The organism is Azohydromonas caseinilytica (assembly GCF_012927045.1).
GTDB lineage: Bacteria > Pseudomonadota > Gammaproteobacteria > Burkholderiales > Burkholderiaceae_C > Azohydromonas > Azohydromonas caseinilytica.
In genome coordinates this window covers 1-18,725 of record NZ_JABBFW010000029.1, presented here as the reverse complement: position 1 = coordinate 18,725, position 18,725 = coordinate 1, and the positions used below count along the sequence as shown (strand labels likewise).

16 protein-coding genes and 1 pseudogene are annotated in these 18,725 nt (G+C 68.1%); 11 read left to right on the top strand and 6 right to left on the bottom strand.

Annotated elements, in window-relative coordinates; all coding sequences use genetic code 11:
- The first annotated feature begins 57 nt into the window (after positions 1–57).
- Positions 58–837, top strand: a complete 780-nt coding sequence (locus HHL10_RS25060) for a ZIP family metal transporter (RefSeq protein ID WP_169163142.1) — start codon at positions 58–60, stop codon at positions 835–837.
- A gap of 141 nt (positions 838–978) precedes the next feature.
- Here the strand turns inward: HHL10_RS25060 and HHL10_RS25055 are convergent, their stop codons facing one another.
- Positions 979–1,908: a LysR family transcriptional regulator gene (locus HHL10_RS25055; protein ID WP_169163141.1), complete on the bottom strand. Its 930-nt coding sequence runs from the start codon at positions 1,906–1,908 to the stop codon at positions 979–981.
- A 132-nt stretch (positions 1,909–2,040) separates the two neighbouring features.
- Here HHL10_RS25055 and HHL10_RS25050 point away from each other — a divergent pair, with 132 nt between their 5' ends.
- The 8 genes and pseudogenes from HHL10_RS25050 (at position 2,041) to HHL10_RS25020 (ending at position 11,288) form a co-directional block, all read left to right on the top strand.
- Positions 2,041–2,979 (top strand): tripartite tricarboxylate transporter substrate binding protein, encoded by a 939-nt coding sequence (locus HHL10_RS25050; protein WP_205833209.1) that lies wholly within the window; start codon positions 2,041–2,043, stop codon positions 2,977–2,979.
- Between the two features lie 52 nt (positions 2,980–3,031).
- Entirely contained in the window at positions 3,032–3,829 is a 798-nt protein-coding gene (locus HHL10_RS25045) for a substrate-binding domain-containing protein (RefSeq protein WP_169163139.1), read from the top strand.
- 51 nt (positions 3,830–3,880) lie between these two features.
- Positions 3,881–4,957 carry a porin gene (locus HHL10_RS25040; protein WP_235971788.1) on the top strand — a complete coding sequence of 359 codons (1,077 nt, stop codon included), beginning with the start codon at positions 3,881–3,883 and terminating at the stop codon, positions 4,955–4,957.
- Between the two features lie 488 nt (positions 4,958–5,445).
- A complete protein-coding gene (locus tag HHL10_RS25035; RefSeq protein WP_169163138.1) occupies positions 5,446–6,726 on the top strand; it encodes an ATP-grasp domain-containing protein in 1,281 nt (426 codons plus the stop codon).
- Positions 6,727–6,743: 17 nt separating this feature from the next.
- Positions 6,744–9,455: a CoA-binding protein gene (locus HHL10_RS25030; protein WP_169163137.1), complete on the top strand. Its 2,712-nt coding sequence runs from the start codon at positions 6,744–6,746 to the stop codon at positions 9,453–9,455.
- A gap of 78 nt (positions 9,456–9,533) precedes the next feature.
- Positions 9,534–10,217, top strand: a pseudogene (locus HHL10_RS30755) (TerC family protein); the annotation flags it as partial.
- A complete protein-coding gene (locus HHL10_RS30750) occupies positions 10,209–10,688 on the top strand; it encodes a universal stress protein (RefSeq protein ID WP_310734673.1) in 480 nt (159 codons plus the stop codon). The pseudogene HHL10_RS30755 and the gene HHL10_RS30750, both read left to right, overlap by 9 nt.
- A 114-nt stretch (positions 10,689–10,802) precedes the next feature.
- Complete coding sequence (locus HHL10_RS25020; RefSeq protein ID WP_169163135.1) at positions 10,803–11,288, top strand: acyl-CoA thioesterase; 486 nt, start codon at positions 10,803–10,805, stop codon at positions 11,286–11,288.
- 136 nt (positions 11,289–11,424) lie between these two features.
- On the opposite strand, the gene HHL10_RS25015 is transcribed toward HHL10_RS25020, so the two are convergent.
- The 3 genes from HHL10_RS25015 to HHL10_RS25005 all read right to left on the bottom strand — a co-directional run bounded on the left by HHL10_RS25015 (position 11,425) and on the right by HHL10_RS25005 (position 14,646).
- Positions 11,425–12,624 carry an MFS transporter gene (locus tag HHL10_RS25015; protein ID WP_169163134.1) on the bottom strand — a complete coding sequence of 400 codons (1,200 nt, stop codon included), beginning with the start codon at positions 12,622–12,624 and terminating at the stop codon, positions 11,425–11,427.
- A 98-nt stretch (positions 12,625–12,722) separates the two neighbouring features.
- Positions 12,723–13,706: a LysR family transcriptional regulator gene (locus HHL10_RS25010; RefSeq protein WP_169163133.1), complete on the bottom strand. Its 984-nt coding sequence runs from the start codon at positions 13,704–13,706 to the stop codon at positions 12,723–12,725.
- Between the two features lie 10 nt (positions 13,707–13,716).
- Complete coding sequence (locus tag HHL10_RS25005) at positions 13,717–14,646, bottom strand: LysR family transcriptional regulator (protein ID WP_169163132.1); 930 nt, start codon at positions 14,644–14,646, stop codon at positions 13,717–13,719.
- Between the two features lie 113 nt (positions 14,647–14,759).
- On the opposite strand from HHL10_RS25005, the gene HHL10_RS25000 reads away from it, so the two are divergent.
- Complete coding sequence (locus HHL10_RS25000) at positions 14,760–15,830, top strand: tartrate dehydrogenase (RefSeq protein ID WP_169163131.1); 1,071 nt, start codon at positions 14,760–14,762, stop codon at positions 15,828–15,830.
- Between the two features lie 193 nt (positions 15,831–16,023).
- Here HHL10_RS25000 and HHL10_RS24995 read toward each other — a convergent pair whose 3' ends face one another.
- Positions 16,024–16,548 (bottom strand): hypothetical protein, encoded by a 525-nt coding sequence (locus tag HHL10_RS24995; protein WP_169163130.1) that lies wholly within the window; start codon positions 16,546–16,548, stop codon positions 16,024–16,026.
- Between the two features lie 650 nt (positions 16,549–17,198).
- On the opposite strand from HHL10_RS24995, the gene HHL10_RS24985 reads away from it, so the two are divergent.
- Positions 17,199–17,750: a hypothetical protein gene (locus tag HHL10_RS24985; protein WP_169163129.1), complete on the top strand. Its 552-nt coding sequence runs from the start codon at positions 17,199–17,201 to the stop codon at positions 17,748–17,750.
- A gap of 190 nt (positions 17,751–17,940) precedes the next feature.
- On the opposite strand, the gene HHL10_RS24980 is transcribed toward HHL10_RS24985, so the two are convergent.
- On the bottom strand, positions 17,941–18,390 hold the full coding sequence (locus HHL10_RS24980) for a carboxymuconolactone decarboxylase family protein (protein ID WP_169163128.1): 450 nt from the start codon (positions 18,388–18,390) through the stop codon (positions 17,941–17,943).
- Positions 18,391–18,725 lie beyond the last annotated feature (335 nt).

Sequence of the window (18,725 nt, the reverse complement as noted above, 5' to 3'; positions counted from 1 at the left end):
CGTTCGCAACAGCAGCCGCCGCACCGGGCGCGGCTGCCCCTGCCTTGCCAGTAGCCCATGACGCTTGCCTACATCGTTGCCGCCACCGGCCTCGGCGGGCTGCTGTCGGTCCTGCTCGCCGCGCAGCTCACGCTTGGCGTGCTGGGCCGGCTGGTCAAGAGCCTGGTGAGCCTTTCGGCCGGCGTGCTGCTGGGCACGGCGCTGCTCAACGTGCTGCCCGAGGCCTTCGAGGGCGGGGCGGACCCGCACAGCCTGTTCCTGGCGCTGCTCGGGGGCCTGCTGTTTTTCTTCCTGCTGGAGAAGGCCGAGCTGTACCGCCACGGCCACCACCACGAAGGCGACGACCCGCACCACCGCCACTACCACGGCTTCGACGCCGAGCAGGCGGGCAAGGGCGGCTGGAGCGTGCTGCTGGGCGACAGCATCCACAACTTCTGCGACGGCATCATCATCGCGGCGGCCTTCCTGGCGGACACGCAATTGGGCATCGCCACGGCGTTGGCCGTGATCCTGCACGAGATACCGCAGGAGGTCGGCGACTACATCGTGCTGCTCAACGCCGGGTTTTCACGCCGGCGCGCGCTCGTCTACAACGCCGCCTCAGGCTTGGCCGGCGTGGCGGGCGGCGTGGTGGGCTACCTGGCGGTGGAGCCGTGGAAGCCGCTGTTTCCCTACCTGCTGGTGGTGGCCGCGGGCAGCTTTCTCTACGTGGCGGTGGCGGACCTGCTGCCGCAACTGCAGCGCAGGTTGAGCCTGCGCGAAACGGTCGCGCAACTGGGCTGGCTGGGCTCGGGTCTCACCGTCGTGCTGGTCGCCACTGGCACGCTGTCTCACTGAGCTGACCCCCGCACTGCGACGAGGCAATCTGCCCTTTGCCGCGGTACTCGGCTGGGCCGCTTGCCTTCGTTCACCCAGCGCTGGTGATGACTGACCGTCCTGCCACCGCGGGCAGCGCTGGCTCCCCGGCGCGACCCGCCCTCAGCCCCCGGCCCGTGACGAGCAGCCCCCAGCCTCCGCCCCGAAATCCCGCCGCACCAGCTCGCACAGCTGGCAGGCGGTGGGCGACAGCGTGCGTCCGCGGCGCGTGACCAGGCCCACCACGCGGCTCACCACCGGCTCGACCAGCGGGACGCAGCGCAGGCTCGGATGGTCCGGCGGCACCGACAGCCGGGGCAGCGCCGCCAGGCCCAGGCCGGCCGACACCAGGCCCAGCGCGCCGGCCACGTGCTCGGTCTCGTAGAACCACACCGGGCGCCGGGGCAGGGCGGCCAGCGCATGGTCCACCAGCAGCCGGTTGGCGCTCTGGCGCGACACCGCCACCATCTTCTGGTCCGCCAGGTCAGCCCAGGCCACGCCGGCGCGGGTGGCCAGCGGGTGGTCATGCGGCAGCACCAGGGCGTAGTCGTCGCGGCCCAGCACCTCGAACTCCACGTCGGGCTCCTGCGCGCCGGTGAAGTTGAGCCCGAAATCGGCTTCGCCCGAGACTACGCTGGCCAGCACGCGGTGCGCGCTGTCGTCGATGACGCGCAGGCGCACATGCGGCTGCTTCTGCGCGAAGGCCTTGGCGATGCCGGGCAGCACATGCTGCGCCACCGAGGGCACGCAGGCCACCGTCACCTGCCCGCGCCGGGCCTGCGCGTCGTCCGACAGCCGCGTGACGGCGTCCTCCAGGTCCTCCAGCGCCTGCCGCGCCCGCTCCAGGAACTGGCGCCCGGCGGCGGTCAGGTCCACCTGGCGCGTGGTGCGCTCCAGCAGGCGCAGGCCCAGCGCGGCTTCCAGCTTGTCGATGCGCCGGCTCAGCGCCGGCTGCGAGATGTACAGGTGCTCCGCCGCCATGCGGAAGCTGCTGCGGTCCGCCACGGCCACGAAGGCCTGCAGCTCTTCCAGCCCAAAATTAATGCGTGACATGCATTGAATCTTAAAAACAATGCAATTCACAGATCAATGAGCACTTTCTAGGATGAGTGCATCGATTGCACAACTCCCAGGAGACACCTCATGGCTTTGACTTCCCTGCCGCGGCGCGCGGCCTTGATCGCGATGGCCGGCTGCGCCCTGGCTGGCCAGGCCGCGCAGGCCCAGGCCCCGGCCTGGCCGACCAAGCCCATCAAGTTCGTGGTGCCCTTCGGCCCGGGCGGCGCCAACGACCTGGTGGCGCGCACCGTGGCCGAGCAGGCCGCCAAGCAGCTGGGGCAGACGATCATCATCGAGAACAAGCCGGGCGCCGGCTCGATGCTGGGCGCCGATCTCGTCGCCAAGTCGGCGCCGGACGGCTACACGTTTCTGGCGCCGGCGGCCGGCGTGATCACCAACGCGATGATCAAGTCGCGCATGCCCTACAAGGAGGAGGACCTGGTGCCCGTCGTGATGATGGCCGTCAGCCCCTCGGTGATCGTGGTGCCGGCGGACTCGCCCATCAAGGACCTCAAGGGCCTGGTCGCCGCGTCGAAGAGCGGCCAGGGCCTGAACTTCTCCACCGCCGGCACGGGCAGCACGCCGCACTTCGTGGCCGAGATGCTCAACCTCAAGGCCGGCGCCAAGATGCAGATCGTGCCCTACAAGAGCGGCTCCGAAGGCATGGCGGCCGTGGTCGGCAAGCAGGTGGACGTGACCTCCGAGGCCAGCCCCGTGGTGCTGCCGCAGATCAAGGGCAACAAGCTCAAGCCCATCGCCTCGACCTGGAACCGCCGCATCGCCGCGCTGCCGGACCTGCCCACGGCGGAGGAGCAGGGCTTCAAGGACATCGTGATCGGCCACTGGTCCGGCGTGTTCGCGCCCAAGGGCACGCCCGAAGCGATCCTGGACAAGCTCAACGCCGCCGTGAACGCGGCGCTGAAGTCGCCCGAGTTGCGCGCCAAGCTCATTCCCATGGCCATCGATCCGGTGGGCGGCAGCCGCGAGGACTTCAAGAAGTTCCTGGCCACCGAAAAGGCGCGCCTGGCGCCCATCGCCAAGGCGGCGCAGATGCGCGAGGACTGAGCTCTCGCCCGTCCAGCCAGATCCAATACCTACGACATCGGAGACAAGTTTCATGGGCAACTTCCTCAAGGGCTCCCGCCGCGCCTTCCTGGTGGCCGGCCTGGCGCTGGGCGCCGCGGTATCGGCCTTTGCCGGCGAGATCCGCGTCGTCAGCTCCGGCGGCTTCACCGCGGCCTACAACGAGCTGGTGCCGCTGTTCGAGGCCGCCACCGGGCACAAGGTCGTCACGGCCTACGGCGCCTCCATGGGCAACGCGCAGGACTCCATCCCCAGCCGCCTCGCCCGCGGTGAGCAGTTCGACATCGTGATCCTGGCCGACTCGGCGCTGGAATCACTGGTGAAGCAGGGCAAGGTGGTGCCCAACACGCGCGTGGACCTGGGGCGCTCGCTCATCGGCGTGTCAGTGCGCAAGGGCCTGCCCAAGCCGGACATCTCGACCGTCGAGGGCGTGAAGAAGGCGGTGCTGGACGCCAAGTCCATCGCCTACTCCGCCAGCGCCAGCGGCACCTACCTGTCCAACGAACTGTTCCCGAAGCTGGGCGTGTGGGAGCAGATCAAGGACAAGTCGCGCAAGATCATGAGCGAGCGCGTGGGTGCGGTGCTCACGCGCGGCGACGCCGACCTGGGCTTCCAGCAGGTCAGCGAGCTGCTGCCCTTCAAGGACATCGAGTTCGTCGGGCCGCTGCCCGAGGAATTGCAGCAGAAGGTGTTCTTCTCGGCCGGCCTGGCCGTGGGCAGCAAGGAGCCGGAACTGGCGGCGCAGCTGGTGAAGTTCCTGGCCTCGCCGGCGGCGGCGCCCATCGTGAAGGCCTCGGGCCTGGAGCCGGTGGCCAAGGCCCAGCAGAAATAAGAAAGGCGGCAACACCAGGGCCGCAAACAAGAACATCCAAGGAGACAAGTCATGAGCAAGCCCATGAAGGCGATGCTGGGCCTCGCGCTGGGGACGATCCCTGTTGCCGCTGCCTGGGCGCAGGGTGTCACGCTCGGCGGTATCGCCGATTCCGCGATCCGTCACGTCCGCAACGAAGGCCTGGGCGGGATGAGCTCGCTCGTCAGCGGTTCCAATGCAACCAGCCGCATCGTCCTGCGCGGCACCGAGAACCTGGGCGGCGACCTGTCGGCAGGCTTCCACCTGGAAAGCGGCGTTGCGCTGGACACCGGGGCCAGCACTTCCAGCACCAATTTCTGGGACCGGCGCGCCACGCTGAGCCTGGCGAGCAAGGCCTGGGGCGAGCTGCGTCTCGGGCGGGACTACGTGCCCAGCTACGTCAACTGGGTGCGCTTCGATCCGTTCAGCCACGTCGGCGTGGCCGGCTCCAACAACTTCGTCTCGGCCACGCCGACAGGGCCCATCCGCTCGGCCTTCGGCTCGGCTCCGAACACCACCACGCGCACCAGCAACTCGCTGCAGTGGCTGCTGCCCGCCGGCTGGGGCGGATTGGAAGGTGGCGTGATGGCCGCGGAGGATGAGAACGGCACCGCGGCCAACGGCCAGCACCAGGTGCGCGGCGCGCGGCTGGGCTATGCCGCCGGGCCGGGGGTGGTTTCCGCCGCCGTCACGCGCACGAGAAACGACCTCACCACCACGGACCGATTCGACGACCGTGTCGTGGCCGGCCTCTACGACTTCGGCCCGGTGCGCGTGTCGCTGGCGCTGCGCCGCTTCGACCAGGCGAACGCCACGCAGAACAACCTGCTGGTGGGCGCCTGGATTCCCGTGGGCAACGGCGAGATCAAGGCTTCCTGGGTGCGCGCGAAGTTCTCGGGCCGGGTCGGCGCCACGGCGTTGGAAGGCCGTCGCGCGCACCAGCTTGGCCTGGGCTACGTGCACAACCTGTCCAAGCGGACGGCGCTGTACGGCACGCTGTCGCACATCGACAACCGTGGCCTGGCCTACGTGGTGCCCGGAGGCCCCAGTGGCCTTGCAGCGGGCGGCTCGTCGCGCGGTGTCGAAATGGGCATGCGCCACAGTTTCTGAGTGGCGCCGGACTGGCGAAAAATCACTGGCCCATGCCATGGGCGCCGGTCCGAAAATTGACGACGCCGCTCGGCGTTTCGTCCCGGACTTTTGAGACCCCTGATTATTCTGGCGGCCGGCGCAGGGCGTGGCAATTCACTGCGGCACGCCAAGAGATTGCAATTTCAAGAATTGCCGGCACTTCAATTCGGTTCCGGGCGGCCCCGATCACCGCGGTGCGCAACGACAGGTCCTAGGGGGTTTTCCTAGGTAACCTGACAGCAGACTGACAGCGCAACTCCGAATACTGCGCACTATTGCACTGTCCGAGCCGCCCGGGCGAACCAAGCCACAACCAGCGGCCTGTCGCAATGACAGGCGCCGGGCAGGGTTTTGTCCGCTGATTTTGTGCGCGTCTTCCGGCAGCGCCCGTATTGCAGTTTCGTGTTCTCGGAAATTGGCGAAGCAAATTGAGCTTCGCCGCCCTGGTTCAACCTGAAGGAGATTCCATGCAACTCACCGGCATGCTTTACGGCGCGCAGCTGCTGCGGCACGTCGATTTTCCGACCGCGCAAGTGCTCGGCCCCGACGCGTCGGAGGACGAGATCCAGGCGCTGATCCGCCGCCACGGGCAGGTGTTCATCAAGCCGCTGTTCAAGGGCGGCGTGGGCAAGAAGGGCAAGTCCGGCCTGATCGGCCGCGCCAGCGACCTGCGCACCGCGCTGGCCGAGAAGGAGCGCCTGTACTTTGCCGAGCACCGCCACGGCAACGCCACGGCCAAGGCCAACGGCGTGACCTTCGAGGGCGGCGTGCCGGCCGAGCACGAGGTGTACTTCGCCATCACCGACGACACGCGCTTTCGCGCCCCGACCATGACGCTCACGCACCGCGGCGGCGTGGACATCGAGGAGCTGGACAAGTCGGAAATCGCCACCGTGCCCTTCGACGCGCTCACGGGCCTGAAGGCCTTCGTGGTCGCCAACGCGCTCACCGACATCGGGGCTCCGAAGGAGATCATCTCGCCGCTGGTGCAGCACCTGCCCAAGCTCTGGGAGCTGATGCACCACTACGGCATGACCACGCTGGAGCTCAACCCCATCCGCATGCGCGTGGACGGCAACGGCAAGCTCACGCCGGTGGCCTGCGACTTCAAGTGCGGCTTCGACCGCGACGACCCGCGCGTGGCGCGGCTGAACCTGCCGCGGCACCTGTTCGCCGCCGACGTCGGCGCCTTCGAGCAGGAGGTCAACGAGCTGCGCACCCACCAGGGCCAGTCCGACGTGTTCGTGATCAACGAGCGCGGCACCATCCTGGCGCCCACCTTCGGCGGCGGCGCCAACTCGCTGGTGACCGAGGTGCTGGGCGAGGCGGCGAGCATCTCCTCCGACTTCGGCGGCAACCCGCCCTACGAGAAGATGAAGCAGGTCGCGCGCATCTGCTACCGGCACTTCCTGGCGCAGTCCAACGTGCTGTTCATCATCGGCGGCAAATCCAACAACACCGACATCCACGAGACGCTGCGCGCCATGGGCGACGCGCTGCGCGAGCACTTCGCCACGCACGGGCCCACGCCGCTGTACGTGGTGGTCGGCCGCGGCGGGCCCAACCTCGTGCGCGGCTTCGGCGCCCTGGCCGACACCTGCGAGGCGCTGGGGCTGCCCTACCGCTTCTTCGGCTTCGACAGCGCCATCTCCGAGGTCGTCAACTACGCCAAGCGCATCGACGAGTGGATGAAGGCCGGCGGCCGTGCCGCCATCGCTGCCCAGCTGGGCCTCAAGAACGCCGCCTGATCGAGGAGACACAAACCATGCATGCACGAGGCATTTCCGGCTTTCCGTACTACCTGGGCATCGGCTCGCTGGCCGACCTGGCTACGCGCGGCGACCGCGTGTGCGTTCTCAACATCCTCGGCGGCGAGTCGCGCCAGGTCACGCCCACCAGCCACGCCTTCTCCGGCGGCAACGTGGTGTTCGGCACCTCGCCCGGGCGCGGCGGCCAGGTGCTCAAGACACCGGCGGGCGACATCCCCGTCTTCAACAACGTGCGCGAGGGCCTCAACGCCGGCCTGGAGTTCAACACCGGCGTGGTCTACCTGCCGCCTTCGGGCGTGCGCGACGGCGTGGCCGAGCTCATCCGCGTGAACCCGGGCCTGCGCAAGATCGTCATCGTCACCGAGAAGATCGCGGTGCACGACGCGCGCGAGATCCGCGCCATGGCGCAGAGCGCGGGCGTGGACGTCATCGGCGGCAACTGCCTGGGCGTGGCCGACTCCTGGAACCGCGTGCGCATCGGCGGCGCGCTGGGCGGCGACCTGCCGGAGGACTCGCTGCTGCAGGGCTCGGTGGCGATCTTCTCCAACTCCGGCGGCTTCACCACCACCATCGCGCAGTACCTCGCCAGCGAGGGCTGGGGCACGACCACGCTGGTGTCTTCGGGCAAGGACGTCTACATCCACTACGCCGCGCGCGATTTCGCGCAGGCCTTCCGCAACGACGGCCGCTCGCGTGCCGCGGTGCTGTACGCCGAGCCGGGCGGCTACTACGAGCAGGGGCTGGACTTCGGCAAGCCGGTGGTGGCCTGCGTGGTGGGGCGCTGGAAGTCCAAGCTCACGCGCGCCGTGGGCCACGCCGGCGCCATGGCCGGCTCCGGCGACAGCGCGCAGGACAAGGAACGCTGGTTCATGGAGTCGCTGGGCGTGGACGCCATCTTCACGCCCGAGAACCCGGTGGTGTCGAGGAAGGGCGCGGTGGTGACCAACATCGCCCACATCCCGGCGGCGCTGACCGCGGTGATGGCGCTCAGCGGCGCCAAGCCCGACTTCGCCCCGCGCGGCAGCCTCAGCCTCAAGCCCTGGCTGGCCAATGACCAGGGTTTCAACCTGCCCGCCGAGCTGGCGCTGCCGCCGGTGCCCGCGCCCGAGCCCTACGCTGTCCAGATCGAGGCGCTGGGCCGGCAGGTGGGCGCGGTGATCGCGCGCCAGAACATGAAGGACAAGTCCGGCGCCTCGGTGATGGACCCGGCCACGCAGGTGACCTCGGTGCACGGCTACCCGGTGCTGGACCTGGCTCAGCAGCCGCTGCAGGCGGTCTTCGCACTGCCGCTGGTGCACGAGGTGGCCGGGCCGAACGAGCGCGCGCTGCTCGACATCGCGGTGGCGGCCGAAGTGAACCTCGTGGGCGACCCGGTGCTGGTGGCGGCGCAGGCCGCGCGCGACGCCGGCAACGCGCCCAACGCCATCATGGCGGCGGCGGCGGCCATCGTCGGCCCCAAGCGCGTGGAGCGCGCGCTGGCCTGCACGCGCACGCTCATCGAGCTGTTCCTGGGCTCCGGCCTGAAGGACGGCAGCCAGGAAGGCTTTGACTTCTCCCGCATCACGCTCGACACGGCCGCGCGCGCGCTGTTCCAGCCGCGCGAGGACGAGGCCAAGGACTCGCATCCCAAGGCCATGCTGCAGGCGGTGCGCAAGCGCAAGGTGAAGTCGGTGTTCCTGGACTTCCTGCTGGCGCAGGACATGCCGCTGTCGCGCGACGCCATCCTGGCGGCGATTGCCACCACCATCGCCTGGGGCCCGCTGCTGCGCAAGCGCATCAGCCGCCTCACGGCCGAGACGCTGCCCTGGTATTTGCGCCTCTACGGCGTGATGGTGGGCTCCAGCATTCCCGCGGAGAAGCACCAGTGGGGCTCGCTGGCGGGCATCTCGCAGGCCGAGCGCTACGGCAGCTGGACCATGGCGGACTTGTGCTGCCTGGCCATCACCGGCCGCAAGCCCACCGCGGAGCAGGCGCTGCCGCTGCAGATGCTCATCGGGCTGCTGGTGTCCAACGGCCCCGGCTCGATCTCGGCGCAGGGCGCCAAGGGGGCGGTGTCGGCCGACGGCCCGCAGACGCCGCAGCGCGTGCAGATCAACAAGGCCATGGTGGGCTTCCTCACCCACACCGGCTACAGCCACGGCGGCAACGGCTTCGAGGGCATGGCCTTCCTGCTGGAGCAGTTCAAGGGGCTGGAGCTGAAGGACCCGTCCGACCCGAACCACGGGCTGGACCTGAAGGCCATGGCCACCGCCTTCGCGCGCGCCTACAAGAGTGAAAAGCGGGCGGCCAAGGAAGTGGGGCAGGAGCTGCGCGCGCTGCCTGGCGTGCACCACCCGGTGTTCAAGGGCAAGCCGGTGAACTTCGATCCGCGCGAGCGCTTCATTGCCGAGTTCATGGCGCAGCAGGGGAAGTACAACGTCTTCCATGCCTTCTACCGCGAGCTGGCGCAGGCGCTGTACGAGGTGGGGGCGACGCCGTACGTGTTCTGCGTGAACGTGGACGCGGTCATCGCCGCGCTGCTGCTGGGCCTGCTGTGGACCGACTACAAGGCCGGTACGCTGGATGTGCGCGACCTGGAGAACGCGGCCTTCACCGTGTTCCTGTACGGCCGCATGATCGGCGCCGCCGCCGAGATCGACGACCACCTCAACCGCGGCCGCAACATGGACACCCGCACGCCGGAAGCCGCCTGCGCGCACGTGCTGTAAACAGGCCACGCTGAGCTCGATACCAGCCCAAAACCTGGCACTGCCCCGGCGGTGCCACAGACAACAAAGGGTATGACCATGGACATCGCCGCGAGCGGCTTCTGGGTGGCGTTGCTGCAGATCATCGGCGTCAACATCGTGCTCTCGGGCGACAACGCCGTGGTGATCGCGCTGGCCGCGCGCGGCCTGCCGGCCGAGCAGCAGAAGCGCGCCGTGGCCTGGGGCAGCGGCGCGGCGGTGGTGATGCGCATCGTGCTGACGCTGGTGGCGGTGGAGCTGCTGCGCCTGCCCTACCTGAAGCTGGTCGGTGCGGGGCTGCTGCTGTGGATCGCGGTGCAGCTGCTGCTGCCCGAGGCCGAGGAGGGCGGCCATGGCGAGGCCGTCACCGGCATGGCCGCGGCGGTCAAGACCATCCTGCTGGCCGACCTGGTGATGAGCCTGGACAACGTGATCGCCGTGGCCGCGGCGGCCAAGGGCAACAACGTCCTGCTCATCATCGGCCTGGCGGTGTCCATTCCGCTGGTGGTCTTCGCCAGCCGGCTGCTGCTGACGCTGATGGAGCGCTGGCCGGTGATCATCACGCTGGGCGCCGCGCTGCTGGGCTGGGTGGCCGGCGAGATGGCCATCAGCGACCCCGTGGTGGCCGACTGGATTCACACCCGCGCCGCCTGGCTGCACTACGCCGCGCCGCTGGCCGGCGCGGTGGCGGTGGTGCTGATCGGCAAGGCGCTGGCGGCGCGTGCGGCTCCGGCCGTGCCCGCCGCGGCGCCGACGCTGGCGGCCGGCGGCCCGGCGCCGCTGCAGCGCATCCTGCTGGCCTCGGACGGTTCGCCCGGCGCGGGGCTGGCGCTGCAGCGGCTGCTGGCGTTGCGCGGGCAACTGCGTGACCCGGCGGCGCTGGAGCTGCACGTGGTGAACGTGCAGCGGCCGGTGTCCGGCGACGTGGCCTCGTTCGTGCCGAAGACCTCGCTGGAGGACTACCACCATGAGCGTGCGGAGCAGGCGCTGCAGTCCACGCGCGAGGCCCTGAAGGCCGCGGGCATGCCCTTCCAGGAGCATCTGCGGGTGGGCGACCCGGGGCCGACCATTGCCGAGCTTGCTTCGGCCACCGGCTGCGACCTGATCGTCATGGGCGCCCAGGGCCTGGGCTCGCACACCGGCGGGCTGCTGGGCTCCGTGGCGGCCCGCACGCTGCAGACGGCCCGCATGCCCGTGCTGGTGGTGCGCTCCTGAGAGGCGCCGGGACAAGACCGGCGGCACCTTCTTCAGCCTTTCAATTCCAGGCAGGCGCGGCGGCCACGGCCGTTGCGACCGCCGATGCTCAACCTTTCTCGAAGGACCCGTTTCATGGACCTGCCCGCCCATCAGCTCACGATGACGGTGCTGATGACGCCCGACACCGCCAACTTCTCCGGCAACGTGCATGGCGGCACGATCTTGAAGCTGCTGGACCAGGTGGCCTACGCCTGTGCCAGCCGCTACGCCGGGCGCTACGTGGTCACGCTCTCGGTGGACCAGGTGATGTTCCGCCAGCCCATCCATGTCGGCGAGCTCGTCACGTTCCTGGCCAGCGTCAACCACACCGGCACCTCGTCGATGGAGGTGGGCATCAAGGTCATCGCCGAAGACATCCGCTCCCAGGTGGTGCGCCACGTCAACAGCTGCTTCTTCACGATGGTGGCGGTGGACGACGAGCGCAAGCCCGCACCGGTGCCGCCGCTGCGCCCGTTCACGCCGGAAGAGAAGCGCCGTTACGAACAGGCCAAGGTGCGGCGGCAACTGCGCCAGGAGCTGGAGCAACGCTACCAGGGCATGCGGCTGCTGCTGGAGTAGGGCCGCCGCTCCAGCTCCAGGACCGCCGCCCTCATTCCAGAGCGCGCGATGGCTGCGGGCTCACACACACCTCATGGCCGCGCGGGCGGGCCTGCACAGGAGCGTCGGGGCGCGGCTCTTTCAGTGCTGGAAGCAATCAGCAGGACGACGCCACGGTTACCGCGCTGCGGGACGGGCTGCCGCGTCCGTCCAGGCGCCCGCTGAGCTGCGTGAGGGCCAGGGCCAGCAGCACCACGGCTGCGCCGATCCACGGCGTGTGCAGCAGGCCCAGGTGCTGCACGATCAGCCCACCGCCCCAGGCTGCGCCGGCGATGCCGAGGTTGAAGGCGGCGATGTTCAGGCCCGAGGCCACGTCCACCGCCTGCGGCTCGAAGCGCTCGGCCTGCCGCACCACGTAGAGCTGCAGGCCCGGCACGTTGCCGAAGGCCACGGCGCCCCAGGCCAGCACCGTCAGCACCACCAGCCAGGGGCTGTGCGCGGTGAAGGTGAGCAGGAACAGCACGCCGGCCAGCGCCGCGAAGATGAGGCGCAGCGCCGGGATCGGGCCTTGCCGGTCGGCCAGCCGGCCGCCCCAGACGTTGCCGACCGCCACCGACACGCCATAGGCGAGCAGCACCCAGGCCACGGCGCCCTGGCTGAAGCCGGCCACGTCCTGAAGGATCGGCGCCAGGAAGGTGAAGGGGATGAACGAGCCGCCGTAGCCGATGGCCGTCTTCGCATAGACCAGCAGCAGGCGTGGTTGCGTCAGCACCCGGGCCTGCTGGCGCAGCGAGGCTGGCGGTGCGTGGGGGATGCCGCGCGGCACGGCAATGAGGCTGGCGACGAAGGCGACGAGGCCCAGCGCCGACACGGCCAGGAAGGTCTCGCGCCAGCCGAAGTGCTGGCCGATGAAGGTGCCCAGCGGCACGCCGGTGACCAGCGCCACCGTCAGGCCGGTGAACATGGTGGCGATGGCGCCGGCGGCCTTGTCCTTGGGCACCAGGCTGGTGGCGATGGTCGAGCCGATGGAGAAGAACACGCCGTGCGCCAGGCCGGTGAGCACGCGCGCCACGATCAGCGGCCCGTAGCCCGGCGCCTGCCAGGCCAGCAGGTTGCCGGCGGTGAACAACGCCATCAGGCCCAGCAGCAGTGCCTTGCGCGGCACGCGGCCGGTCAGGGCGGTGAGCACGGGCGCACCCACGGCGACGCCCAGGGCGTAGAGGCTGACCAGCAGTCCGGCCGAGGGCAGGCTGACCGCCAGGTCGGTGGCGATGGTCGGGATGAGGCCGACGATGACGAACTCCGTCGTGCCTATGGCGAAGGCGCTGACGGTGAGCGCGAGCAGTGCAAGCGGCATGGAAAGCTCCAACAAACGAGTTGGGCGCCACTGTGCTTGCCGCAGCGTCGCGGAAACAGCCGTCGCCGGACAGATGATTCTTGCCCGGCGCTCAACAATCAGCCGGAGCGGCGCGTGCGCGTGCTGGCGGCAGCCGTGGTCCTGCGCGGCGCGGCGGCGCGGGGCCTGCCCGAAGGACCGAGCCGCAGCTCCTCGTTGCGCGAGAGCTGTTCCGCCACGAAGTCCAGGAAGCAGGCAATGCGCGCGGCGAGCTGGACGTTGCGGTAGTAGACGGCGTGGATCGGCTGGCGCACCTCCGCGGTGTGCGGCGCCAGCACCTGCGCCAGGCGGCCCTCGCGGCGATCGGCTTGCGTCATGAAGTCCGAGAGGCAGACGATGCCCGCGCCCTGCAGCGCCAGCTGGCGCAGCGTCTCGCCGCTGGAGGCGCTGAGCGTGGGCACGATGGGCCACTCCTCGCCATGCTCGCCGCGCAGCGGCCAGCGGTTGAGCGACTCGGGCTGCGTGAAGCCCAGCAGCACGTGGCGCGCGAGGTCGGCGACGCTGTCGGGTGCGCCGTGGCGCTCCAGGTAGGCCGGGCTGGCCAGCACGCGGATGCGGCTGCTGGCCAGCAGCCGGGCATGCAGCGTCGAGTCCTGCAGCGCGCCGATGCGGACGGCCACGTCGGTGCGCCGCTGCAGCAGGTCGATGTTGAGATCGTCCGTGTCCAGCTCCAGCCGGATCTGGGGGAACTGCGCGCCGAAGGCCGGCAGCAGCGGGACGATGGCGTGCAGCATGAAGGGCGTTGCCGCATTGACGCGCAGGCGGCCCGCGGGCTGGCGCTGGCGGCTGGCCATCTGCTCCTCGGCATGGTCCACGGCGGCCAGGATGGCCCGGGCGTGGCTCAGGAAGGTGGCGCCTTCCTCGGTGAGCTCGATGCGGCGCGTGGTGCGCCGCAGCAGCGTGGTGTCCAGCTTGCGCTCCAGCCGGCCCAGGGCGCGGCTGATGCCGGAGACGGTCTGGCCGAGCCGGTCGGCCGCGGCCGTGATCGAGCCGGTGTCCAGCACCGCCGTGAAGGCCTGGAGCTCGTCGAGGGTGGTCTTCATGGCGCCGCAGTCAGGGCTTGCCGGCCGTCGTCTGCTGCGCGAACGACAGGGCGATGAAGTCCACGAAGGCCCGCACGCGCACCGCCGTCTGGTGGCGCTGCGGATAGACCGCGTGGATGTCGGCGTCGGGCGTGTGGTACTGCGGCAGCACCTGCACCAGCCGCCCGCTTTGCAGGTAGCGGCCGATGTCCCACTCGGCGCGCATCAGGATGCCGTGGCCGTCCAGCGCCCAGTTCACGGCGATCTCGCCGTCGTTGGTGGTGAGGTTGCCGCGGATCTTCACGGACTCCGTGACGGCGTTGCGGCCGCGCCCGCTCAGCAGCCGCCACACCCCGTAGGCCTCCTCGCCCTGGCGGATGCCGATGCAGTTGTGCTGCGCCAGGTCATTGGGCACCTTGGGCGTGCCGTGTTTGGCGAGGTAGGCCGGCGAGGCGCACAGCAGCCGCCGGTTGGGCGCGATGCGCCGCGCGATCACGCGCGTGTCCGGCGGCGCGCCGAAGCGGATGCACACGTCGAAGGCATCCTCGGTCAGCGGTGGCGGGTTCACCGATAGTTGCAGCTGCACCTCGACCTGCGGGTACTTGCGCACGAAGCGCGAGATCAGCGGCGCCACGTGGCTGCGGCCAAAGCCCAGCGTGGCATTGACGCGCAGCAGCCCCTTGGGCACGGCCTTGGACACGCCCAGCAGCTCCTGCATGTCGTCGATCTCGCTGAGGATGCGCCGGGCATGCTCCAGGTAGAGCTCGCCCTCCGGCGTGAGGCTCATGCGCCGCGTGGTGCGGATGACCAGCGCGATGCCCAGCCGCGCTTCCATCTGCGCCAGGCGCTTGCTCACGGCAGGGGTGGTGATGCCCAGCTCGCGCGCCGCGGCGCTCAGGCTGCCGGCCGAGGCCAGGGCCGAGAAGAAGCCCAGGTCCTCGGGCAGGATGTCTGTGGCCATGGCGGTTCGATTGTTGAGCCCAGGTTAACGCTGGCTTCACTTTAGCGCCGTGCGCGGTGGGGTCCGTGTTCCTACAGTCCGGCCATCAACCCATCCGCGACGCAAGACAAGCCATGAAGACCTATCGCATTGCCACCATTCCCGGAGACGGCATCGGCAAGGAAGTCGTTCCGGCCGGCCAGCAGGTGCTGGAAGCGCTCGCCGCGGCCAACTGCAACTTCCGCTTCGAATTCCAGAACTTCGACTGGGGTGGCGACCACTACCGCCGGCACGGCGTGATGATGCCCGCCGACGGCCTGGACGCGCTGCGCGACAAGGACGCGATCCTGTTCGGCTCCGCCGGCGACCCCGACATCCCCGACCACATCACGCTGTGGGGCCTGCGCCTGAAGATCTGCCAGGGCTTCGACCAGTACGCCAACGTGCGCCCCACGCGCATCCTTCCCGGCATCGACGCGCCGCTCAAGCGCTGCAAGCCCGAGGACCTGAACTGGGTCATCGTGCGCGAGAACTCGGAAGGCGAGTACTCGGGCGTGGGCGGCCGCGTGCACCAGGGCCACCCCATCGAGGCCGCCACCGACGTGACCCTGATGACCCGCGTGGGCGTGGAGCGCATCCTGCGCTTCGCCTTCAGGCTGGCGCAGTCGCGTCCGCGCAAGCAGCTCACCGTGGTCACCAAGAGCAACGCCCAGCGCCACGCCATGGTGATGTGGGACCAGATCGCCGCCGAGATCGCCGCCGAGTTCCCGGACGTGAAGTGGGACAAGGAGCTGGTGGACGCGATGACGGCGCGCATGGTCAACAAGCCCGCCACGCTCGACACCATAGTCGCCACCAACCTGCACGCCGACATCCTCAGCGACCTGGCCGCGGCGCTGGCCGGCAGCCTGGGCATCGCGCCCACCGGCAACATCGACCCCGAGCACCGCTACCCGTCGATGTTCGAGCCCATCCACGGCTCGGCCTTCGACATCATGGGCAAGGGCCTCGCCAACCCCGTGGGCACCTTCTGGTCCGTGGTGATGCTGCTGGAGCACCTGGGCGAGCATGAAGCCGCGGCGCGCGTGATGAAGGCCATCGAACAGGTGACGGCCAACCCGGCGCTGCACACCGGCGACCTCGGCGGCAAGGCCACCACCGCGCAGGTGACCCAGGCCGCGTGCGACGCGATCACCAAGGCGTGACGCGCGCCTGACGCCTGAGGCGCCATCGGCCGGCTGGTGGTCAGCGGTGCCGGCAAGGCCTCCGCCGCCAGGACGCCACCGGCTTTGCCATGCGGCATGTCACGGACTTGCTGCAGGCCACCGCCAGGGTGGCCTGCACCAGCGCCGGCTGCTCGGCGCTGCGCATGGCGCGGGAGCCCGCGCCCTGGCTCGTTCAGCGGCCGTCGCGGTCCGAGTCGCCCGGCATGGCGCGCTCAGCCGCATTGCTCACACGGTGCCACGCGTCGCGCGAGGCATGTTTCGCGCGTTCCCACTCAAGACTCGAACTCCCGCGGTTGGTGCTCCAGTCCCTGCTCAGGTCGCTCTCCACGTCGTCGAAGGACCGGTTGGGGTAGCGGGTATACGCATCCACGCCATAGCGGTAGGCCGGCCCGTAGTCGTCATAGCTCCCGCCGCTCGCGTATGGGCGGCTCGAGTAGTTGTCGCGCCAATACTGGTCTTCAGCTGCCGGGTCGACGGCGTTCGCGATGCCCTTGCCGGCCAGGGCCCCCACCACCGCGCCCGCCACGGCACCAACCGCCGCGCCCACCGGACCCGTCATGCCGCCGACCGCGGCGCCCGCGGCCGCCGCGCCGGCAATGCCACCGGCCGCTCCACCCACCACGGCTCCGGTGCCCGTGGCCACCGGGTGGGAGCCGTCCTTGCCAGCTGGATTCCGAATGTCGTCCTGAGCGCTCATGGGATGTTCCTTTCTTGGTTGGGTGTCCCGCCATGACGATGGGACTGCGAGGATTTGGCAAGTCATGTACCCAACGAGCCAAGTGCTCGACGATGCCGGGATGGTTGCGTGCCCGGCCTTGTGTTGCAGGACACGGTTGCCAGTGCGGGCCTGGGTGAGGCGGCCGGACAGATCAGCGGTACCACTGGCCTTCAAGGTCCGATCCCGGGTGTCGGCTGCCACTCTGTGGAGCCGCAGCTCCAGATCGACGCGGCTGTAGACGACGCTGGCGGCGTCCTGCCTCAGGGACGGCACGACATGCGGCTGCATCAAGATGGCGCCAAAGTACACACGCTGTACATCCATGCTGGAGCCGCAATGCATACAACCCGGGTGTTCCAGGAACGGCAATTCCCAAGCCGTCCGAATTCCGTTCGATCTGGTCTAAGAGTGCACGGATATCGATCTTGAGATCGAGCAGGTTGGCGAAAAACTTTGCATTCTTCCTGCACACCGCTCGCTTTCTGGCGTGCTGAGAAAATTCGCTTGATTTTCGCCGGACTTCATGGCCGAAGGCCGAGGCGACCACGAGCAAGATGAGAGATCCCCTGTAATGCCGAGCTACCTGCTCGGTACCACATCAGTCGACTTAAAACGGATCAAAACTCAAAATGGAAAAAGATCAACAAGCGAAACAACACAACTCTTATGTTTCAATAGCTATTCCGGCTGCCGCAACAGTAATAACCGCACTGATTACAAGTGTGGCACAGTATTATGTTGCGGTTGCCCCACTGAAGGCAAGATTAAACGAGTCCGTCGCTCAAAATGCACAACAAAAATCACCTGAACAACAGAAGTCTCCGCTGCAAGAAATAAAAGGAAGCGATATTTTCTTCCAAATGGAGTTGATGCCCGGCTCCACCTCGCCTGGCAAGCGCAATGACAAGGAGAATGAGGAGTGGGATCTTCGGTGTGCTGCTTATTCATCTAAAACATTGCACGAATCAGGTTTGTCTCTGGTGTCAATTCAGAGAAAAACATCAGCCAGAGGGGAAAAAGATGGAACTCATATTGGAGTGGTTTGCGAGTCAGAGGCAAATATGGCTATTGTTTTTGCCATGGCGCCGCAACCGAAAACTATCAGTGATAATGATCGCTATGAAAAAATATATAATACATTCCGAGAAAACTTCCAAAAGAATTGGGGGCATGTTAGGTAGTTGCTTTTAAGCCGCGGTCTGCTGGCCGTCTGGTCGCGGCCGCTGAATGATTACTCTGTGACCGCTCTGCAGCGGAAGCAGACATTACAGGCCGCGCTGTCTCCTCCCATGATTCTTCGTGGAGCAAAGAATCATGCCGACGCTTTCTGGTGGCAGATTTTCAGCCGTACGCTTGCAGAAACACCCAAGCTCAAGCCTTAGCCCGCGGCTTCATGCGGAAGCTGATGCCCATGCGATTGATCGCGTTCATGGCAGCGACGGTAAGCGTTAGGTCCACCAGATCCTTCTCGCCGAATACAGCCAACGCAGCTGCATAGGCCGCATCGGAGGCGTGTGTTTCGCTTACAAGCGTCACTTCCTCGGACCAAGCCAGCGCAGCGCGCTCTTGCTCGGAGAACAGGTATTCCGCTTCGCGCCATACTGGAATGAGCACGAGCTTGTCGACGGACATCCCTTCAGCTATGAGGTCGCGGGTATGAATGTCGATGCAGTGGGCGCAGCCGTTGATCTGAGAGACGCGCAGAAATACAAGGTGCGTCAGCAAACTTGGCAGTTCGGTGCCTTTCGTGACGAAATGGTGCAGGCTGGTCATAGCCTTGCCGCCCTCGGGAGATGCTTGGTACCAAACAGCGCGATCCATGTGTCGAGTTTCCTTAGATGAAAGGGGTTGCGAGGGGGCCGGCATGACCTCCCCAACCAACAAGACGTTTGGAACGATGAAGCTGTGACAGGGCCGCTAACTTGTCGGGATTGCGCTGTATCCGCACACGCAGAATTCGATCGCCGTCGAACTCGAACACCTGATCCGTTCCAATCCTGTCTTTAGGGCGGTATGCCCGATTTCAGCCGAGGCCGTGTGAAAACAGCGCCACGTAGCCTTGAAGAGGCATGGCCACGTGCGGCATGGAGGTCGCCGCTGTACCGACTTGGTTTTTCCCCGCCGGTGTTCGCCGGCCCGAGGGCCTACGCTGCAAT

Excerpts from the sequence above, each read along its gene's own strand:
- HHL10_RS25010 (WP_169163133.1), bottom strand. The coding sequence starts at position 13,706 with ATGAAGACCACCCTCGACGAGCTCCAGGCCTTCACGGCGGTGCTGGAC.
- HHL10_RS25040 (WP_235971788.1), top strand. The coding sequence starts at position 3,881 with ATGAGCAAGCCCATGAAGGCGATGCTGGGCCTCGCGCTGGGGACGATC.
- HHL10_RS25050 (WP_205833209.1), top strand. The coding sequence starts at position 2,041 with ATGGCCGGCTGCGCCCTGGCTGGCCAGGCCGCGCAGGCCCAGGCCCCG.
- HHL10_RS25055 (WP_169163141.1), bottom strand. The coding sequence starts at position 1,908 with ATGTCACGCATTAATTTTGGGCTGGAAGAGCTGCAGGCCTTCGTGGCC.
- HHL10_RS24995 (WP_169163130.1), bottom strand. The coding sequence starts at position 16,548 with ATGAGCGCTCAGGACGACATTCGGAATCCAGCTGGCAAGGACGGCTCC.
- HHL10_RS24985 (WP_169163129.1), top strand. The coding sequence starts at position 17,199 with ATGGAAAAAGATCAACAAGCGAAACAACACAACTCTTATGTTTCAATA.
- HHL10_RS25060 (WP_169163142.1), top strand. The coding sequence starts at position 58 with ATGACGCTTGCCTACATCGTTGCCGCCACCGGCCTCGGCGGGCTGCTG.
- HHL10_RS25005 (WP_169163132.1), bottom strand. The coding sequence starts at position 14,646 with ATGGCCACAGACATCCTGCCCGAGGACCTGGGCTTCTTCTCGGCCCTG.
- HHL10_RS25035 (WP_169163138.1), top strand. The coding sequence starts at position 5,446 with ATGCAACTCACCGGCATGCTTTACGGCGCGCAGCTGCTGCGGCACGTC.
- HHL10_RS25045 (WP_169163139.1), top strand. The coding sequence starts at position 3,032 with ATGGGCAACTTCCTCAAGGGCTCCCGCCGCGCCTTCCTGGTGGCCGGC.
- HHL10_RS24980 (WP_169163128.1), bottom strand. The coding sequence starts at position 18,390 with ATGGATCGCGCTGTTTGGTACCAAGCATCTCCCGAGGGCGGCAAGGCT.
- HHL10_RS25020 (WP_169163135.1), top strand. The coding sequence starts at position 10,803 with ATGGACCTGCCCGCCCATCAGCTCACGATGACGGTGCTGATGACGCCC.
- HHL10_RS25000 (WP_169163131.1), top strand. The coding sequence starts at position 14,760 with ATGAAGACCTATCGCATTGCCACCATTCCCGGAGACGGCATCGGCAAG.
- HHL10_RS25015 (WP_169163134.1), bottom strand. The coding sequence starts at position 12,624 with ATGCCGCTTGCACTGCTCGCGCTCACCGTCAGCGCCTTCGCCATAGGC.
- HHL10_RS25030 (WP_169163137.1), top strand. The coding sequence starts at position 6,744 with ATGCATGCACGAGGCATTTCCGGCTTTCCGTACTACCTGGGCATCGGC.